At 55.2% G+C, this 17,046-nt stretch carries 15 protein-coding genes; 9 read left to right on the forward strand and 6 right to left on the reverse strand.

Going from position 1 to position 17,046, the window contains the following annotated elements; all coding sequences use genetic code 11:
• The first annotated feature begins 236 nt into the window (after positions 1-236).
• Positions 237-596, forward strand: coding sequence for a hypothetical protein (locus OQH67_RS04450; protein WP_215435434.1), 360 nt, complete (start codon positions 237-239; stop codon positions 594-596).
• 506 nt (positions 597-1,102) lie between these two features.
• On the opposite strand, the gene OQH67_RS04455 is transcribed toward OQH67_RS04450, so the two are convergent.
• Complete coding sequence (locus tag OQH67_RS04455) at positions 1,103-1,666, reverse strand: cob(I)yrinic acid a,c-diamide adenosyltransferase (RefSeq protein ID WP_215435435.1); 564 nt, start codon at positions 1,664-1,666, stop codon at positions 1,103-1,105.
• 172 nt (positions 1,667-1,838) lie between these two features.
• Here OQH67_RS04455 and OQH67_RS04460 point away from each other — a divergent pair, with 172 nt between their 5' ends.
• Both OQH67_RS04460 and OQH67_RS04465 read left to right on the forward strand, forming a co-directional pair.
• Entirely contained in the window at positions 1,839-2,570 is a 732-nt protein-coding gene (locus OQH67_RS04460) for a hypothetical protein (RefSeq protein WP_215435436.1), read from the forward strand.
• Between the two features lie 80 nt (positions 2,571-2,650).
• Complete coding sequence (locus tag OQH67_RS04465; protein ID WP_215435437.1) at positions 2,651-3,883, forward strand: MFS transporter; 1,233 nt, start codon at positions 2,651-2,653, stop codon at positions 3,881-3,883.
• A gap of 19 nt (positions 3,884-3,902) precedes the next feature.
• Here the strand turns inward: OQH67_RS04465 and OQH67_RS04470 are convergent, their stop codons facing one another.
• Positions 3,903-4,841: a LysR family transcriptional regulator gene (locus OQH67_RS04470; RefSeq protein WP_265145666.1), complete on the reverse strand. Its 939-nt coding sequence runs from the start codon at positions 4,839-4,841 to the stop codon at positions 3,903-3,905.
• A 115-nt stretch (positions 4,842-4,956) separates the two neighbouring features.
• On the opposite strand from OQH67_RS04470, the gene OQH67_RS04475 reads away from it, so the two are divergent.
• Positions 4,957-6,075 (forward strand): RtcB family protein, encoded by a 1,119-nt coding sequence (locus OQH67_RS04475; RefSeq protein ID WP_215435439.1) that lies wholly within the window; start codon positions 4,957-4,959, stop codon positions 6,073-6,075.
• A 69-nt stretch (positions 6,076-6,144) separates the two neighbouring features.
• Here OQH67_RS04475 and OQH67_RS04480 read toward each other — a convergent pair whose 3' ends face one another.
• Complete coding sequence (locus tag OQH67_RS04480; RefSeq protein WP_215435440.1) at positions 6,145-8,415, reverse strand: M60 family metallopeptidase; 2,271 nt, start codon at positions 8,413-8,415, stop codon at positions 6,145-6,147.
• Between the two features lie 114 nt (positions 8,416-8,529).
• Here OQH67_RS04480 and OQH67_RS04485 point away from each other — a divergent pair, with 114 nt between their 5' ends.
• Complete coding sequence (locus tag OQH67_RS04485) at positions 8,530-9,069, forward strand: hypothetical protein (RefSeq protein WP_215435441.1); 540 nt, start codon at positions 8,530-8,532, stop codon at positions 9,067-9,069.
• 98 nt (positions 9,070-9,167) lie between these two features.
• Positions 9,168-10,280, forward strand: a complete 1,113-nt coding sequence (gene msrB / locus OQH67_RS13095; RefSeq protein ID WP_215435442.1) for a peptide-methionine (R)-S-oxide reductase MsrB — start codon at positions 9,168-9,170, stop codon at positions 10,278-10,280.
• 881 nt (positions 10,281-11,161) lie between these two features.
• Here msrB and OQH67_RS04500 read toward each other — a convergent pair.
• The 3 genes from OQH67_RS04500 to OQH67_RS04510 all read right to left on the reverse strand — a co-directional run bounded on the left by OQH67_RS04500 (position 11,162) and on the right by OQH67_RS04510 (position 12,779).
• Entirely contained in the window at positions 11,162-11,722 is a 561-nt protein-coding gene (locus tag OQH67_RS04500) for a L,D-transpeptidase (RefSeq protein ID WP_215711645.1), read from the reverse strand.
• Between the two features lie 46 nt (positions 11,723-11,768).
• Positions 11,769-12,299, reverse strand: coding sequence for a L,D-transpeptidase family protein (locus tag OQH67_RS04505; RefSeq protein WP_215435444.1), 531 nt, complete (start codon positions 12,297-12,299; stop codon positions 11,769-11,771).
• Between the two features lie 141 nt (positions 12,300-12,440).
• Positions 12,441-12,779, reverse strand: a complete 339-nt coding sequence (locus tag OQH67_RS04510) for a DUF2752 domain-containing protein (protein ID WP_215435445.1) — start codon at positions 12,777-12,779, stop codon at positions 12,441-12,443.
• On the opposite strand from OQH67_RS04510, the gene OQH67_RS04515 reads away from it, so the two are divergent.
• The 3 genes from OQH67_RS04515 to OQH67_RS04525 all read left to right on the forward strand — a co-directional run bounded on the left by OQH67_RS04515 (position 12,778) and on the right by OQH67_RS04525 (position 16,968).
• Entirely contained in the window at positions 12,778-13,146 is a 369-nt protein-coding gene (locus tag OQH67_RS04515) for a hypothetical protein (RefSeq protein WP_215435446.1), read from the forward strand. The genes OQH67_RS04510 and OQH67_RS04515 overlap by 2 nt on opposite strands.
• Before the next feature lie 212 nt (positions 13,147-13,358).
• On the forward strand, positions 13,359-16,112 hold the full coding sequence (gene acnA, locus OQH67_RS04520) for an aconitate hydratase AcnA (RefSeq protein ID WP_215435447.1): 2,754 nt from the start codon (positions 13,359-13,361) through the stop codon (positions 16,110-16,112).
• Positions 16,113-16,302: 190 nt separating this feature from the next.
• Positions 16,303-16,968, forward strand: coding sequence for a peptidoglycan recognition protein family protein (locus OQH67_RS04525; protein ID WP_215435448.1), 666 nt, complete (start codon positions 16,303-16,305; stop codon positions 16,966-16,968).
• Positions 16,969-17,046: the final 78 nt, after the last annotated feature.

Here is a 17,046-nt window from a genome sequence, read left to right on the forward strand (position 1 = left end):
ACATCCCCATACGATAAATATATATTGTATGGGGATGAGTAAATTAGAAAAATCGTATATTTGCACTTTATAAAGAGTTATTTGACAGCGTAGCACCGCAAATCACTGAAATTCGCACGGTTACTAACTCGTTACCACTATTTCTTAAATAATTTGCTAAAAGTTTATTATACAATTGGTTAAGTCAAACCGTTGAAAATCTAAAATATACTTTAAACCCCGAGATGACTCCTGGGATGATGGATGAAATTATCAAGAAAAATCCTAAAGATATATACGATATAGAACAACGATTAGGTAAAAACAGAGTTCTTCCCAGGCAGGATGATTCCGCCTTTCAGTCCTATATAGAACGGCTGGAGCGAGCCACAGCCAGATACATAACGGAAGGGAAATTAAATTCCCTGCACATCAATTGGTACCACGGCAATAAAGAAGCCGATGAAGTAAAATATATAGTTGAGTATGAGACAAGAACAGCATGGGGACGCACCAAGGCCAATGCGGGAGATCTTTCAGATAAAACGATTTACTATTTCCTGCTTGACCGAGATCTCTACATACTTGGATGGATGAAAGAAAAATTAGAGAAATAGAAATATGTGGCGATAATTCATTTGTCATGAATTCCTTACTTATACAGAACACCATCATTTCATCTATAAATTTCACGCCTCACACTATCCTTCACGCATGTGTGTAACAATCTCTGTTTCCTCTCCTCAGTCATTAAAAGGATATCTTACGGCTTCTACAGCAGAATTGGTCCAATATTTCTTTTGTATAAGCAAAAAGATTTTTAAAGAAAATTTCTAGATTGCGGAAAACTCTTTCAGTTGGGGGTATGTCGAACTCAGCAATTTCTTCAAACAACCTCAAACTATACGTAAAGAAGATTAACTACACACTCTTTCCCCTTGATCTGTCGCCTTAACCGATTAAAGAAAAAACGCGTTAATTAATGGTTCCTGCTATCTAATTACCCCGTGTAAAAATGTATAACCCTCCCATTCCCTGGAATAAGAGGACTTTTAGGGTACAAGGCCGTTCCAAAACGGAACAGGGCTTCACAGTCTCCCGGAGGGGCGGCTGTAAAGGAGCATTATCCCTCATCCCCTGTCTTTTCCTTCGCGTCGAGAGCTTCAAAACGGGCCAGAACCCAACAGAGGTCGGACAGGCGGTTCAGGAACAGGGCGGTGTTTATATTGCTCAAGGCGTTGTCCAGCCTCAATGCCACCACCCGGCGTTCCGCGCGGCGGCAGACGGAACGGGCCAGATCCAGATAGGCGGATCCCAAAGATCCTTCCTTGCCGGGGCGCGCCCAGCCTTTGAAACGGATGTCGCATTCCTTTTCCAGTATGTGGGCCTGTTCCTCCAGCCATGCTACGTCCTCCGCCGTAATACGGGCATAACCCTTGGCATCGTACTTCGGCAAATCCTCCTCCAGCGTGGCAAGTTCCCCCATGGCGCCCACCAGACGAGCCTGAACGCCGTCCAGCACAACCACCGTACGCGGATTTACTCCGGAATGCCGCACGACGCCTATCAGGGAATTCAATTCATCCACGGTTCCATATGTTTCTATGCGCGGCGCCGTTTTGGGGCTGCGCCTGCCGAACATCAGATCCGTTTCGCCATCGTCTCCACGCTTGGTTATCACGCTCATACCCCGTACCCTATCATGCCATTCCCAGCCTGCACGCAAAAAAGAAGGCATGATTCCCGCAGGAAAAGCACTCATACAACGCTTCAAAAATAACAGGTTGCCTTCCTGCTTACCTACCTTGACTTTCCGGGCGTGAAAATATTAGACTGAAACCATTAATCCTATTTTCTCCATGATTCAACTTCCCTCCTGCGTGCTTTCATTTCTCTTTATCCTGCCATTCTTTGAATGCATTCACGACAAGCCTTATTCATTAACCAGCGACGTGGTCGTGAACGCCTCCGAGCTGCCGGGCCCCCTTCCGGTATGGAAGACTCTTCCTACGGACTCCGGCAGGCGCCTGATCATCAACCTGGATCATCCGGAACTTCCTTGGGCGCACGTTTCCAGAAGCATTCAAGAAGCCTACAACTTTTGCCTCTGCATGGACATCCGCCTGCGCCAGGGAAACGCCTCCGCCTCTGCTTTCCCGAACTACTTTGAACAAGACCTTCCTGTCGTCGTCAGCCCTGAACCCATGCCGGAAATGGAAAATTCAGACCATCTGGTCATGGAAATCCCCGTTTCTGCCAACTCCTCCCCTGCCCTCAATTCCAACCAAAAAACATTTTCCTACCCCTTCACGGAATCCATCCGGTCGCGCGACCCGGCCAGAGGAATCTACCAGCTCACCTGGTGGCGCATTCAAAAAGAAACGGATGCGGCCGCCCGGGAAAATGACCTCATGGCTTTTGCCGCGACGGCGAATGCCGATATCCGGCAACGCAGGGCATTCATGTTCCATGTTGACGATGATATTCCCTGCGGAGAAGTGTTCCGCTATCTCCATGCCATCAAAGAACCGTCCACCCTGGTCGGAGTAAGTTTCAATCAGCCTGAAGCTTCTTCAGACAAAGAACCGTGATTCCTCTCCTTTTCCATCTCACCCTTCCGCATGACACGTCCATCATTTGAAACTTTTGGAGATGGCTGTACAACCCCTGCATGAACCGGACGAGAGATGAATTGGCGGCGGCAGCCATTCCACCGGTCAAAGTCCCTCTCTGGACCCGGGACTATATGCTGGCCTGCTGCGCCAACCTGATGATGGGGCTGGCCTTTTTCGAGCTGGTTCCCGTTCTTCCGCTGTACCTGACGGGCCAGCTTCAGGTCTCCTCCGGCTGGCTGGGCTGGATCATGTCCATTTACGTGCTGGCGGCCATCCTGTCCCGTCCCTGGTTCGCACACCGGGTGGATTCCGGAGACCGCAAAAAGATTTACGTCACGGTTTACATCCTGCTGGCCCTGTCCTTTTCCGGATACGCCGTTGCCGCCACGGCCCTGATGTTTTTTGCAACGCGCTTTATCCAGGGGCTGATCTGGGGCGGCATGACCACGTCCGGCCCGACGATGGCCGTGGACATCATTCCGCCCTCCCGCCGCGGCGAAGGCCTGGGCTTTTTCGGGATGACGATGACGCTGGGCATGTGCCTGGGGCCTGTGATCGGCCTCCAGGTGTACCAGCAGTACGGCTTTTACGTAATCACCTGGAGCTCCCTGGTCCTGTGCCTGGCCGGAGCGGGCATTGCCTCCCTCATCCGCGCCCCCAAACGCCCCGTTCAGGAGCCCGTGCAGGAAACGCCCAAAAAGGTGCTGGACCGGCTCGTGCTGCGCGTGGGCATTCCCCTGGCGGTCAACGTCATGATCGCTTCCTTTTCCTACGGAGTGGTGGCCGTTTACTCCGCCTTGTACGGCAAAATGTACGGCTTCAAGTACGCGGGCCTGTTTTATGCCTTGATGGGGATCGGCATGCTGGTCTCGCGGTTCATGGTGGGCAGGCAGATCGACCGCGGCCGCGTGGCGGAGCTTTCCGTCATTTCCCTGGGCATCCTGACGGCCAGTTTCGCCGCTCTGGCCCTCTTCCCGCTGGAATGGGTGTATTACACGGCCGCCATCCTGATCGGCTTCGGGTTCGGCATCTTCATTCCCACCTTCCAGACCATGAAGCTGAACATGGCGGACCGCGGCCACCGGGGAGCCGTCAATTCCACCTTCTTCACAGCGTTCGACATCGGCGTAGGAACGGGCATGTTCTGCGGAGGCAAGATTTACGCGTACCTGAACCTGAACTGGGCCTTCGGCATAGGCGCCTTGCTGAACCTGCTGGCCATTGTCTATTTCTACCGCATATCACTGGACCATTACCGGAAAAACAAGCTGGGCGTGGATTCCGACTGAAGCTCCCGGCCCTCCTCGGTCAGACCTGTCCCGGAACGGCAAAGGCCTCGATCACTTTTCCGGCGGAAGGCCGTACGCGCAGCAGCCGCGGATTCCAGGCCAGGGAAATGCTGCGGGCCAGTCTGTCCAGCGCGGGATGGGTGACCTTGAAAAAACCCTTTCCCAATTCCTCCTCCGCCATGCAGGGCAGGATTGCCATGAAGGCGCCGCTTTTCAACATGCGCGCCGCAAAGGGGAACGATTGAGTTTCACACTGCACCCGCAGGTCTATTCCGTATTCCATGCAGCTCCGTTTCAGGGAGGCATAAAATCCGGAACCGCCGGCCAATGTGGCCAGAGGCAGCGTTTCCATCAGACGGGGAAAATCTGCGGACGTTCCGCTTGTTCCCTTTCCCGCCAGCGCCGCAGGAACGTACAGAGCATAGTCCATGGTCCGGATCACCCGGCTTTCCAGTCCTTCCGCCGCCAGTGCGCTGGTGCGGACAATGCCGAAGTCCACGTCCATGTTCTGGAGCTTGAGAGGAACGTCGCTGTTGCGCAGGTTCTGCAGGGCAAACAGCCAGGGCAATCCGCGTTTCTGCATCTCCGCCAGCGCGGGCGCCGCAATCCACGCGTGAAGGCTGTCCCCGGCTCCGATCGTGAAGCGGTACGGCATATTCCGGCTGCGGCTCTTAAAATCATCCAGCAGGCACAGGCTCTCATGGGCGCGCCTTACCAGCTCCCACCCGGGGCGGGTGAGCACCAGCACCTTTCCGCGGCGGCGTGTCAATTCCACGCCGAAGAATTCTTCCAGTTCCTTGATCTGCCGGGAATACAGGCTCTGCCGCGCACTGTCGCCCCGGGCAGCCCCGGCAATGCTGCCTGCCCGGGCAACTTCAATCAGGGTCTTCAACCGGTCCAGGGATAATCCGCGTTCGGAAAAAAGATGCTCAAACATGACTATATAGTCATAGTACATGCATCTTCCTATAATGCAAGAGTCAGAAAATACGTTATGGTCACGAAGTCACAGGGCGCCTCCCGCACTTCATGCACGCCATTACGGCCGCCCTTCAACCATAGGAATGAGACATATGATTACCATCAACGGAAAATACACGGAAGCCCGGGTGTTCACGGATGAACTGGAAGACCTGGCACGCACCCAGATCAGGGACGTTTGCCACCACCCGGCCTTTGAAGGAAGCCGGGTGCGCATCATGCCGGATGTCCACGCCGGAGCCGGCTGCGTGATCGGCTTCACCGCGGAACTGAAAACGGACAAGGTGATTCCCAACCTGATCGGCGTGGACATCGGCTGCGGCGTCCTCACGGCGCGTCTGGACGCTCTTCCGGATTTTGCCGGGTTTGACGCCCGTCTGCGCGAACGCGTACCGTCCGGCATGCACGCCCGTTCCGCTGTCCACCAGGCCCTGCTGGACGATCCGGAACTGGATGAAGAGATCGCCCGCATCTGCGTGGACATTCTGAGGACGGACAAGGACAAGCACCGCCGTTCCGTAGGCTCCCTGGGCGGCGGCAACCACTTCATTGAAATAGCGCAGGGAGACCGGGACGCCTTCCTGTGCATCCACTCCGGCTCCCGCAACTTCGGTCTGAAAATAGCGGAACATTACCAGAAATTGGCTACCGCCACATGCCCGAACGAATACCTGGTCCAGCGCAAGAAAGGGCTCTGCTACCTGGAGGGGGAAAACACGCTGAATTACATGCGGGACATGAAAGTGGCCCAGCGCTTTGCCGCACTGAACCGCCGCGTGATGCTGCACGAACTGATGGACAATGCAGAAGAACTGGAAAGCTTCGACACCGTCCACAACTACATCGCGGAAGACAACATCATCCGCAAGGGCGCCGTCCAGGCTTCCGCGGGCTGCAAGCTCATCGTGCCTTTGAACATGCGGGACGGCTCCGTCATCTGCATCGGCAAGGGAAATGAGGAATACAACAATTCGTCCCCGCACGGGGCAGGTCGCAAAATGTCCAGAAAGAAAGCCAAAAGCAGCATCTCCCTGGAAGAGTTCGAGACCTCCATGCAGGGCATCTTCTCCACCTGCGTTTCCCGCGCCACGCTGGATGAAGCGCCCATGGCCTACAAGGACGGAGACAGCGTGCTGGACAACATCCATGAAACGGCGGAAATCGTGGAACGCCTCCGGCCCGTATACAACTTCAAGTCGCCTGAATGGTAGACGCCCCGTCGCCCGCCCCTCCCGGAAACGTCCTGTTCCAGGAGGGGTCCGGGAGCTTCCGAACGGCGTTCAGGATTTACCGGCCTGGTAAATCAGCTTGTAGGGTTCCGAGGCCTGGATCGGAATGGCATACACCCTGGAGGTATCATTCCATTCCACTGAAGAAACATCAAATTGCTGGCGATCATAATACCCCACCACCTTGCCGTTGGTCGTCACGCAGAAAGCCGCGGCATTTTCCCCGTTCCTGACCACGATCATGCTGCCTTTCCTGGTGGCGGAAACGGAAGAACTGAGCCGGGCGTTTTTCTTGTACTTGGTCCAATAGCCGTTGAGCTCGGAACCGTGCAGGTTCTTCCCCCATAAATTCACCGTCTTCCCGTGCTGGTGCAGGAAAGCGATGCGGAACTTCGGCTTGGGATACCTCTTGGCGGCAATGCGCGCCTTGGAGGCGCGGGCCATTTCCTCCGTCATCTTGAAACTGTACTCCCCATACTGGTTCCCCTTGTAGTCGATGGGAACAAACCAGTTGAAGATCTCGAAATCCTCCGTGAAGTCCGTTTTGGAGACATTGCAAACGCGTTCATACCACGCCAGATGGGCTTCAGAAACCTCATACTGCTGTTTGGCAAGAGGCTTGCGCCGCAATGACTCAAACAGCACGGGATAAAATTCCGGATTGATCCCCAGCTTGTGGAAGTACAGATAGAAGGAATATTGGGCAAAGCCCCATTTCGCCCATCCATTGATATCGTGAAAGGGCTTTCCCTTCACGACGTCCTCCAGCAGGTATTTGCAGGGATTCTCCATATCCGTGGCCCGTTCGTTGCCATTGATCCGGTTGGCCACCTGATCCAGAATCAGCTGCGCGAAGAAATTGTTGGAACTTTCCGACATACTGCGCCAATTGAACGGATGCTGATAGCAGTGACCGATTTCATGGCCTATTCCCCAGAGGCGGTTTCCCTGAAGCACGCCGGGCGCTATCACTTCATTCTTCATCGTGCTGCCGTTATCACCGATGCTGTAGCCGCAATAATACCAGGTGGCGAACATGTGGACGCCGTTGCCCACGGAAACGCCAAGCTGACGGTTATTGTGCGGCTGGGGGTATTTGTCAAAACCCATGATCTTCCACATGGCCTTGACGCTTTCATCCCATGTCTGGACGGACTTCGTGATGGAATCCGGGCTGTAGGCCCTGAGGTATTCCGTATGAAGAATCATCATGGAATAACGCCCCACGATGTCAAACATGCTGTGGGGAGCCTTGCCGATCATCCGCTCCCAGTCCTTGTCCGTATGCCTGGTAACATCGAAATACCCGTTCACCGTTCCGCTGCCTACGGGAATATGGACGGTTATGGGCCGCTTGGGCTTGCTGATATCCGTATGGTACATCACATACAACAGCCCTGAACGGGAAATTTTGATCTTGTTGATTCCTTTGTCAAGAGGATAGGAGGAGGATTCTATCCCCGCCGGAGAAACGGAAGCCAGGGCGATATCTTCCCCATGCGTGGGCCCGACGAACACCAGAATTTCATCTCCTTCCTGCGCTACGATCCCGGTAGGATTGTCAAATTTATTCAATGCGTTGATGTTTCTTACTTTCGCAGAAAATTCGGGATGGCTGTAAGCGTTGTAGGAAGCGATGCGGAATTCCTTGTCCTCATACCGTCCGGATTTCAGCTTCCGCGCTACTATCTGGAGAAACTCCGGCAATGCTTTGAGATCTGCCAGCGTGCACTTGGGATTCAGGGAGGAACAGGACGTGTCTTGGAATACTTTCAGCAATTGCCGGTTGAGGCCGGATTCCGGTTTCTGGTAAAAACCTACTTCCCGCACGGTGAATGAAGGAGACGTTCCTTCCGGATAATCCACCTCCATCCTGATTTTCTGCACCTTCTGGAGCGGCGTCTTGAATTTGACGATCCTGGAACCGCCCAGATTGAACTTGCCGAGCTTCCGCCAGGAGGATCCCGTCATGACGGAAAGGGACACTTCGTTGAAATTGGCTCCGGAGAAAGACACGTAATGAAGGGTGGACGGTTCAGCAAGCTCAAACTCTCCCTCCACGTGCCTCGCACCGGGCGCATGCCAGTTGGCGGATTCCAGGGAACCGTCTATCGCCTGGTTCACGGAATGACCGGAAGAATAGGGGGACTGGGGGGAGGAAGCCTTGTTCACCTTCAACGCAATGTCTGCGGGGACATCCAGGGCAGGATAATCTTTAGCTGGGGAAATCCCTGAAAAGAATACTGCCAGAACGGCAAGAAGAACCGTCAGCCAGCGCTCATGCCGGAGTGCGGAGACAATGGATAGGAGCTGAACATTCATTGGACTATCTCATCTTACGCGTTTTTCATCTCTTTTTTTCACCAAAAACCAACAACAGCAAAAAGACCACATGTTCGCCCTTCTTCTTCCATCTTCACCACCCCCTATTTCCGAATGGACAATACGCATCCCTCCATGCCATGCTGTGAAGCCGTCCTCCACCGGAACACAGACGGCATGCAGGTAAAAAACACATTCAGCAAATGTTGCGCCATTCTGGCTGTTCCCATATTCCTTCTGGGCACGGCGGTATTCTCCTTTGTGTGGAATATTCCATTCGACAAGCTTTCCGCCCTCCGTTCCGCAGAATCTTCCCCTGAAATCCTTTTCCGGGACGGACCGTCCCCTTCCCCCTGTCCGGTGGATTCATCCCTCCTCCCCTGCATCCTGCCGGTACTGAATCATTACGTGGGCAGCATCAACAACTGCGGCCATGTTGATTTCACTTCATATGCCCCCGCAGAAGCGGAAATACGGCTGGACCACCTGGTCATCGGAATGAATGCCGGCAAGGTGATTTTCAATTTCCGGACCAAATACGGCTTTTATCTGCAAACAAGCCGGAAACTTACCGCGCGCGACCGGGCCATTTACGAATGGTTGAAAAACCTGCCGCGCGCCGGGAATACCCCCCGGGCGGCAACCTTCCGCTGACATTCCTGGCGAACACAACGACGCCGGCATTGTCTAACTTCATAGCCTTCCGCAAAATATCCGGACATATTCCGGAAGGCAAGCGCAGCAATATGGTTATGAAACGTATCTACCACGGTCCCTGGACCCTAGCTGGCCTGGCATTCGCCATTCTGGCGGCCGTGGCCTTGCTTTCCCTGCTTTCCTGTGGAGAAAACGGCCATGCGGACAACAGCAAACATCATATGGACAACAAGAATTTGAAGACAATTTACCTAGCGGGCGGTTGCTTCTGGGGGGTGGAAAAATATCTTTCCCTGATTCCCGGAGTCAAGGAAACGGAGGCCGGGTACGCCAACGGCTCCACTCCCTCCCCCACGTATGAAGACGTGTGCCGCAAAGGCACAGGGCACGCGGAAACGGTGAAAGTAGTGTACGATCCGGACGAGGTCAGCCTGCCCTTCCTGCTGGAACAATACTATGCCGTCATTGATCCCCTCTCCGTCAACCGGCAGGGAAACGATTCAGGGGTACAGTACCGCACGGGCATTTACTACACGGATGAAAAGGACAAGCCGGTCATAGAAATGTCTCTGAAACGCCTCCAGCAACACTTCAAGCAGCCTCTGACCATTGAAGTCCAGCCCCTCAAACAGTTTTCCAGGGCGGAAGAGTACCATCAGGACTATTTAAATAAAAACCCCGACGGCTACTGCCACATTCCGGCCTTCCGCTTCCAGGAAGCCAGACAGGCCAGGGAAACTAAACCCGTCTATCAAAAGAAATCGGATGAAGAACTGCGGAAATCCCTGACGCCGGAACAATTTGCCGTCACCCGGAAAAACGCTACGGAACCTCCCTTCCGGAACGAATATTTCAACAATGACCGTCCCGGCATCTACGTGGACGTCACGACGGGAGAACCCTTGTTCCTTTCCACGGATAAATTTGATTCCGGCTGCGGATGGCCCAGCTTCAGCCGTCCCATCAAGGAAGACTTGATTCAGGAAAAACAGGACCTTTCCTACGGTATGAACCGCACAGAAGTCCGCAGCAAGACAGGAGATGCCCACCTGGGCCACGTCTTCCCGGACGGTCCCAAAGAACGCGGCGGCCTGCGCTACTGCATCAACAGCGCTTCCTTGAAATTCATTCCGGAACAGGACATGGAAGCCCAGGGGTATGGAAGATACGTTCCCCTCCTGCAAAAGAACTCCAGAAAAGATCGATAAGAAGGCGGAGTAAACAACCGCTACATGCAGAAACCAACTTTCCGGCACGGTCACGGAGAAGCACCTACGGCTGCATGCCAGCCGGTACGTTTGCCGCGCGGCGTGTAGACACTCCGATCAACAGCGCGGGCAGACTCGCCCACGGAACGGCTCCCACAAGCCGTATTTTCTCCATAAAACAGTCAACCCGGGCGGAATCGTTACAGAGTGAAAGCGAATGCCGTGCTTCTACCACCGTAAATCTTAACGATCATTCTCATATGCCCCATAGACAACAGGGGCGCACATGATGGAAATCCATTCATGCCGCTGCCGGCCGAATTCGGGAACCGTTCAACCGGCAGTAAGGCATGGGGGAGGGTTTGGGTTGTTGGGAGCAATGCGACTTGCGGTACAAAACCGGTTATCTTCATACGTTCCTATTTTGATAGCGGCAGCCAGTTCGATTTTGTGTAAGAAAAATCATTTTTTATCTTTTTTTCATGCCCCGTACGTCATTCATTATATTAATGCAATAAATCTATTATGGAAATAATTAACAAATATCCTCCTGACTTCGGGGTTCCGTCATGAACAAAACCCCCTCTTTCATAAGAAAACTTCAGCGAAAGCAAGAAGGTTCCCAGACGGAAAACGTTCCCCTTCTTGCGGGAAGCACCGGCCTTTTCCATCTTTCCCGGTTCCATTAATACGCGCAGTTTTTCCGGACCTTTTTTGAGAATAAGGAATACCGCAATAAATCATGGAGTGTGAGATTCCAGAAAAACCAGCGCTTCCGGCAGATCATTCAGTTCGTCCGCATGTTCTAACGGGAGAATCCATTGCTTCCTCATCATCAACAAAAAGCAGATGCCACTGCCGATTACGGCCATTTTTCCCCGTTACGGCACAATCCTCACGGGCGTTCCTACCTTGACGGTCTTGAAAAGCGGCACGCAGGAGGACCGCGTCATGCGGATGCAGCCGTGGGACTGTGGCGTTCGGAAGACGGGTCCCACATGCATTCCAATTCCGCCATCCGTCAGGCGCATGAAATAAGGCATGGAAGCATCATACAAATTGGAAACGTGATGAACTTTTTTCTCCGTAATGTTAAAATGCCCCAGAGGCGTCTTGTGTGTAGAAGTCCCCAGGCAAACGGGAAAGTCCATGGCAACTTCATCACCCACCATCAGCTGCCCCCTCTGGGCGCTCCGGCTGATCACCACCCGCGTATTGCCGGATTTGGCCTTCTTCATGATATCCGGGTTCATCCATTCATCATGTACTTCCGTATAATCCACGCCGGCTACCACAACCCGCGTATTGGGATTGTAGGATGCCATGGGCATCGTCAACGGCACTACTCTCAAATTCTCCTCCGGCGGTCCCGAACAGGAAACCATCGCCAGCGTTCCCGCCAGGGCGCTTCCCATGATTATCGAGCTTTTCTTTGCATTCATAATATTCAACTCCCTTTTATGAGTTGGACACATCACAGACTTATTTTCAATGTTTCATGACGCATTCTGCCACAATTCGCACAGGCGTTCCAAGGCGAATTCTATTAAATAGAGAAACACAGGACTCCCGCGTCATGCGGATGCAGCCGTGAGACTGGGGCGTCCGGAAAACGGGCCCCGCATGCAGGCCGATTCCGTCTCGGGTGAGTCTCATGAAACACGGCATCGCCAAACCGTACAGGTCCGAATAATGGTCCTTGTCCTTCTCCAGTACGGTAAAAGTTCCTGCGGGGGTAGGATGATCCCGGTCCCCGGTGCAAACGGGAAAATCCATCACTACCTGTTCATTTGCGTACAGCCGTCCCCGCTGGCTTCCCAGATAAATAACCACATGGAGGACCCTGGCATCCACTGCTTTCAGCAAATGGCGATCAGACCATTGTTCCATGCTTTCCGGGTACCCTTTGCGGGCTACGAATTCCGCATGGGTTTCCAGATGCTCCGCCTCCATAGCAGCATGAACCGTGCCGGGGACAAACAGCAGAATCATTAATGGCAAATAAGGCAGAAGTTTCATGGGAAGCCGCTTATGGCACTATCCCATTCCTCCGCAGAGAGGGCAAGTTCATTTTTCCGGCGCGCAAGCCGCCTTTATTCGTTGCTTGCCGTATCGGGCCCCGGAACGCCGGCCTGCATTGCCTCCCTGTTTCAAACGCCGCTACAGGCACGGGAGATTGCGCACAACCGTAAACACCACAAGCACCCCTGCTCCTGCCAGCAATGTCCGGTTAAACACGCGCCTGTTCCGGATGAAAAAAAGGGCGCCCAGCCATACCAGGGTCGGCACCAGCAGGATATTGTACTTCAAGGAATCCGCCCAGTGCCCGTGCAGAAGGGCATGGAGAGCCCGGGTGGAACCGCAGCCATAACAAAGCCACCCCGTGGTTTTGTAAAAAGGGCACTCCGGGAGCCAGCTGGAGCGGGAGGGGTCTCCTGTATAGACGAGCACGCCGCACGCCAGAACGAGGAGAGCCCCATACAAGGCAAACAGTTTCATGCATGGAGAAAGCCTGCGGAATGTCCTTATTCCGCAAGCCTTGAATTCATCTGCACTTCCTGCCGCCTTACCAGCGGCCACGGAGCATGAAGGCTCCCACCATCATGAGCACGCTGATGATGATGGCAATAACACTCATGGTCCTTCCACTGGTGTTCTTCGGGTATTTGTTCATGCCGATAATACCGAGGACAAGACCTACGAGACTGCACAAGACAGAAAAGACAAGGGCGCAAATAGCAAGGGTGTTATTCGGCCTGACCGGCTGAGACATATGTTCCATATCCATTTCTTGAAAATATTGGTTAAGTACGGTTACGACATTAATCTTTTCCCCCATGTTCAACGCAATAACGTCTTGGCATGACAACAGTTTGTCAGCCTCCCTCCCGGGCGGCCGCCTTTCTCCGGCGGAAATCAGGCACGTTGCCGGTCTGGAAAAAGGCCCCTTCCGCGCCGTGAACAGGAAAATCCTTCTTCCGCCGCATAGAGTCCTTGCCTTATTGTCTTTGCCCTGTATAGTACCCGCGACTGCCAGGAGCGCAGCCGTCTGTTTATTGTTAACCGCTATTCAGCATCATGACCCAGATCGCCAAGAGCACGTTCACCACGGGAACCGGAACCCCGGGACAGTTTTATTCATTGCCCACCCTGACGGAAAACGGCTACCCGCGCCTCAACCGCCTGCCCGTTTCCATCCGGATCGTGCTGGAATCCCTGCTCCGCAATTGCGACGGACTGAAAGTGACGGAAAAGGACGTGGACAATCTGGCCTCCTGGAAGGCGAAAGATCCCGGTTCCTATGAAATTCCGTTCACCGTAGCCCGCATCGTTCTCCAGGACCTGACCGGCGTTCCCCTTCTGGTGGACCTGGCCGCCATGCGTTCCGCCGTGGCCGGGCTTGGAAAAGACGCTTCCGTTATTGAACCGCTGGTGCCCGTGGACCTGGTCGTGGACCATTCCGTGCAAGTGGACTGGGCGGGTCGCACGGACGCGCTGGAAAAGAACCTGGACATTGAATTCCAGCGCAACGCAGAACGCTATGAATTTCTCAAATGGGGCCAGCAGGCTTTCCAGACCTTCTCTGTGGTTCCTCCCTCCGTGGGCATCGTCCACCAGGTGAACCTGGAATATCTGACGCCGGGCGTCATGGAAAAGGACGGAGTTTATTTCCCGGACACTCTCGTGGGTACGGACTCCCACACCACGATGATCAACGGCATCGGCGTGGTAGGCTGGGGCGTGGGCGGCATTGAGGCGGAAGCCGGCATGCTGGGCCAGCCCGTCACCTTCCTGGTGCCGGAAGTCGTAGGCGTCCACATGACGGGAAAACTCCGGGAAGGAGTCACTGCCACGGACCTTGCCCTGCACGTCACCAAAATGCTGCGCCGGCACGGCGTGGTAGGAAAATTTGTAGAGTTTTTTGGAGAAGGCGCCGCGGCCCTGCCGCTGGCGGACCGCGCCACCGTGGCGAACATGGCCCCGGAATATGGCGCCACCATGGGCTTCTTCCCGATGGACGAACACTGCTCCGACTACCTGCGCCAGACCGGCAGAAGCGAGGAATCCATCGCCACGTACGAAAACTACTTCAAGGCACAGAACCTCTGGGGCATGCCCCGCAATGGAGAGCTGGACTACACGGACCAGCTGGAGCTGGACCTTTCCACGATCCAACCCGCCGTTTCCGGCCCCAAACGTCCGCAGGACCACATCCGCCTGGACTCCATCAGGGACAGCTTCCGCAGCATGGTCAGCGCACCCATTGCGGAAGGCGGTTACGGAAAAACGGAATCCCCCTCCGTAAAAGTGACCATGCACTCCCCCGCGGGTGTCCCCGTTCCGGTGGAAGGTTTCAGCCAGGAAGCCGAACTGAAGGACGGCAGCATCCTCATCGCCGCCATCACCTCCTGCACCAATACCTCCAACCCCGGTCTGATGCTGGCCGCCGGGCTTCTGGCCCAGAAAGCCGTGAAACTGGGGCTGACGGTCCCCCCCTACGTAAAAACATCCATAGCTCCGGGCTCCCGCATCGCTTCCGACTACTTCGCCGCGAACGGACTCCAGGCCTCCCTGGACGCCCTCGGCTTTGAAACCGTCGGCTACGGCTGCACCACCTGCATCGGCAACTCCGGCCCCCTGAACCCGGAACTGGAACAGGCCGTGAGGGAAAACAACATCATCGGCGCCTCCGTGCTGTCCGGCAACCGCAACTTTGAGGCGCGCATCCATGCCTCCATCAAGACCAACTTCCTGATGTCGCCGCCTCTGGTCGTCGCTTTCGCGCTGGCGGGCCGCGTGGACATTGACTTCCAGAAGGAACCCCTGGGTACGGACAAAAACGGCAAGCCGGTATTCCTGAAGGACATCTGGCCCAGCTCCGCGGAAATTGCGGAAGCCGTCGCCAAATCCCGCAACCCGGAGGCCTACCGGGAACTTTACACCATCACGCCGGACAAGAACCCGCGCTGGGCCGCCGTCCACGCCCCCTCCGGTTCCGTCTTCCAGTGGAATGAAAACTCCACCTACATCCAGAACCCGCCCTTCTTCTGCGGCTTCAACGGACAGACCCGCACGCTGGCGGACATTACAGACGCCCGGCCCCTGGGCATCTTTGGCGACTCCGTAACCACGGACCACATCTCCCCCGCCGGAGCCATCCGGGAAACGGGTCCCGCCGGTCTGTACCTGCAATCCATGGGCGTCTCCCGGAACGACTTCAACTCCTTCGGCTCTCGCCGCGGCAACGACCGCGTCATGACCCGCGGCACCTTTGCCAACGTCCGCATCAAGAACCTGATGGTAGACGGGACGGAAGGCGGCTACACGCTGTACTTCGGGAACAGGGAAATCCCGGCCCCGGACAAGAACATCCCCGCCTCCGCAGGCTCCCCCGCCTTCATTTACGATGCCGCCATGGCCTACGCCCGTGACAACACCCCCCTGATCGTCATCGGCGGAGAAGACTACGGCATGGGTTCCTCCCGGGACTGGGCGGCCAAGGGAACGAACCTGCTAGGCGTGAAAGCCGTGGTAACCAAGAGCTTTGAACGCATCCACCGTTCCAATCTCATCGGCATGGGCGTACTGCCGCTCAACTTCGCCAACAAGGAGGATTACGACCGCATCGCTCCGCTGAAGGATGTCACCTTCTCCATTCTCGGCCTGAACAACGACATCTCCCCGCGCCAGCAGGTCACCCTGCGCGTGCAGCCCGCAGACGCTCCGGCCTTTGACATTCCCGTAGTCGTCCGCATCGACACCCCCATTGAAAAGGAATACTACCTGGCCGGGGGCATCCTGCAATACGTGCTTACGCAAATCCTTAAATAACCATTCCATACCGGGAAATCCGGTACGGAATCCGTGCAGACAGTCCGCGTGCCTCTTCCCGGAAGCGCGGGCTGTGCACGCACGCATGGCCCTCCCCGTTTCAGGGCAGGCATGACACGGCAACTTAGTTTGAGTAAACTAATTCCAAATTCTGCTTGCAATCGCTCCGGCCTGTTTCTAGAACAGGCACATGGAATACAGATCTTTGTGGACGGGCCTTCTTGCCGTGTTTGCGGCCCTGACATTCGCCGGCTGTTCCCAGAACGACAAAATGAGGCCGCCTGCCATCTCCTTCAAACCGCAAAACGCCCCGGTCGTGCCGCGCTCCATGAACCAGATGAGCCGGGAAGTAGGTATCCGCGTATCTTACATGCCCAAAAGCACTTATGCCCGGAAGCGGGCTTCCTCCATGACCCCCCGCTTCATCACCATCCACAGCACGGCCAACCCCAAGGGGGACGCCAACGCCCATTCCCGCTATCTGAACAGCGGCAAATCCCGCAGTTTGAACTGGCACTTCACGGTCGACCAGTTCGGAGCCTACCAGCACATTCCCACGACGGAAACAGGCCATCACGCAGACCATTCCGGGCCGGGAGACAAATACTCCGTAGCCATTGAAATGTGCGAATGCACCACGCACAACCCCGCCGTCATCTACAACAAGACGGCCAAGCTGACCGCCCTGCTCATGCAACGGTACGGAATTCCCCTGCGCAACGTAGTCCCCCATAACTACTGGTCCGGAAAAAACTGTCCCGCCCCCCTGATGACCAACGGGCGTCCCGGTTATAAATGGAGCTGGTTCATCTCCCGCGTGGACTACTATTACCGCTGCCTCCAGGCCGGGAAGTAGCCTCTCCGCCCGCTTGCGATGCGGCTCCTGCATGCCGCTTTCATGACAATAAGGCCTCTTTACGCGCCCCGGCAAAGG

The organism is Akkermansia biwaensis (genome assembly GCF_026072915.1).
Lineage (GTDB): Bacteria > Verrucomicrobiota > Verrucomicrobiia > Verrucomicrobiales > Akkermansiaceae > Akkermansia > Akkermansia biwaensis.

Excerpts from the sequence above, each read along its gene's own strand:
- OQH67_RS04450 (WP_215435434.1), top strand. The coding sequence starts at position 237 with ATGATGGATGAAATTATCAAGAAAAATCCTAAAGATATATACGATATA.
- OQH67_RS04455 (WP_215435435.1), bottom strand. The coding sequence starts at position 1,666 with ATGAGCGTGATAACCAAGCGTGGAGACGATGGCGAAACGGATCTGATG.
- OQH67_RS04460 (WP_215435436.1), top strand. The coding sequence starts at position 1,839 with ATGATTCAACTTCCCTCCTGCGTGCTTTCATTTCTCTTTATCCTGCCA.
- OQH67_RS04465 (WP_215435437.1), top strand. The coding sequence starts at position 2,651 with ATGAACCGGACGAGAGATGAATTGGCGGCGGCAGCCATTCCACCGGTC.
- OQH67_RS04470 (WP_265145666.1), bottom strand. The coding sequence starts at position 4,841 with ATGTACTATGACTATATAGTCATGTTTGAGCATCTTTTTTCCGAACGC.
- OQH67_RS04475 (WP_215435439.1), top strand. The coding sequence starts at position 4,957 with ATGATTACCATCAACGGAAAATACACGGAAGCCCGGGTGTTCACGGAT.
- OQH67_RS04480 (WP_215435440.1), bottom strand. The coding sequence starts at position 8,415 with ATGAATGTTCAGCTCCTATCCATTGTCTCCGCACTCCGGCATGAGCGC.
- OQH67_RS04485 (WP_215435441.1), top strand. The coding sequence starts at position 8,530 with ATGGACAATACGCATCCCTCCATGCCATGCTGTGAAGCCGTCCTCCAC.
- msrB (WP_215435442.1), top strand. The coding sequence starts at position 9,168 with ATGAAACGTATCTACCACGGTCCCTGGACCCTAGCTGGCCTGGCATTC.
- OQH67_RS04500 (WP_215711645.1), bottom strand. The coding sequence starts at position 11,722 with ATGAATGCAAAGAAAAGCTCGATAATCATGGGAAGCGCCCTGGCGGGA.
- OQH67_RS04505 (WP_215435444.1), bottom strand. The coding sequence starts at position 12,299 with ATGAAACTTCTGCCTTATTTGCCATTAATGATTCTGCTGTTTGTCCCC.
- OQH67_RS04515 (WP_215435446.1), top strand. The coding sequence starts at position 12,778 with ATGCATGGAGAAAGCCTGCGGAATGTCCTTATTCCGCAAGCCTTGAAT.
- OQH67_RS04510 (WP_215435445.1), bottom strand. The coding sequence starts at position 12,779 with ATGAAACTGTTTGCCTTGTATGGGGCTCTCCTCGTTCTGGCGTGCGGC.
- acnA (WP_215435447.1), top strand. The coding sequence starts at position 13,359 with ATGACCCAGATCGCCAAGAGCACGTTCACCACGGGAACCGGAACCCCG.
- OQH67_RS04525 (WP_215435448.1), top strand. The coding sequence starts at position 16,303 with ATGGAATACAGATCTTTGTGGACGGGCCTTCTTGCCGTGTTTGCGGCC.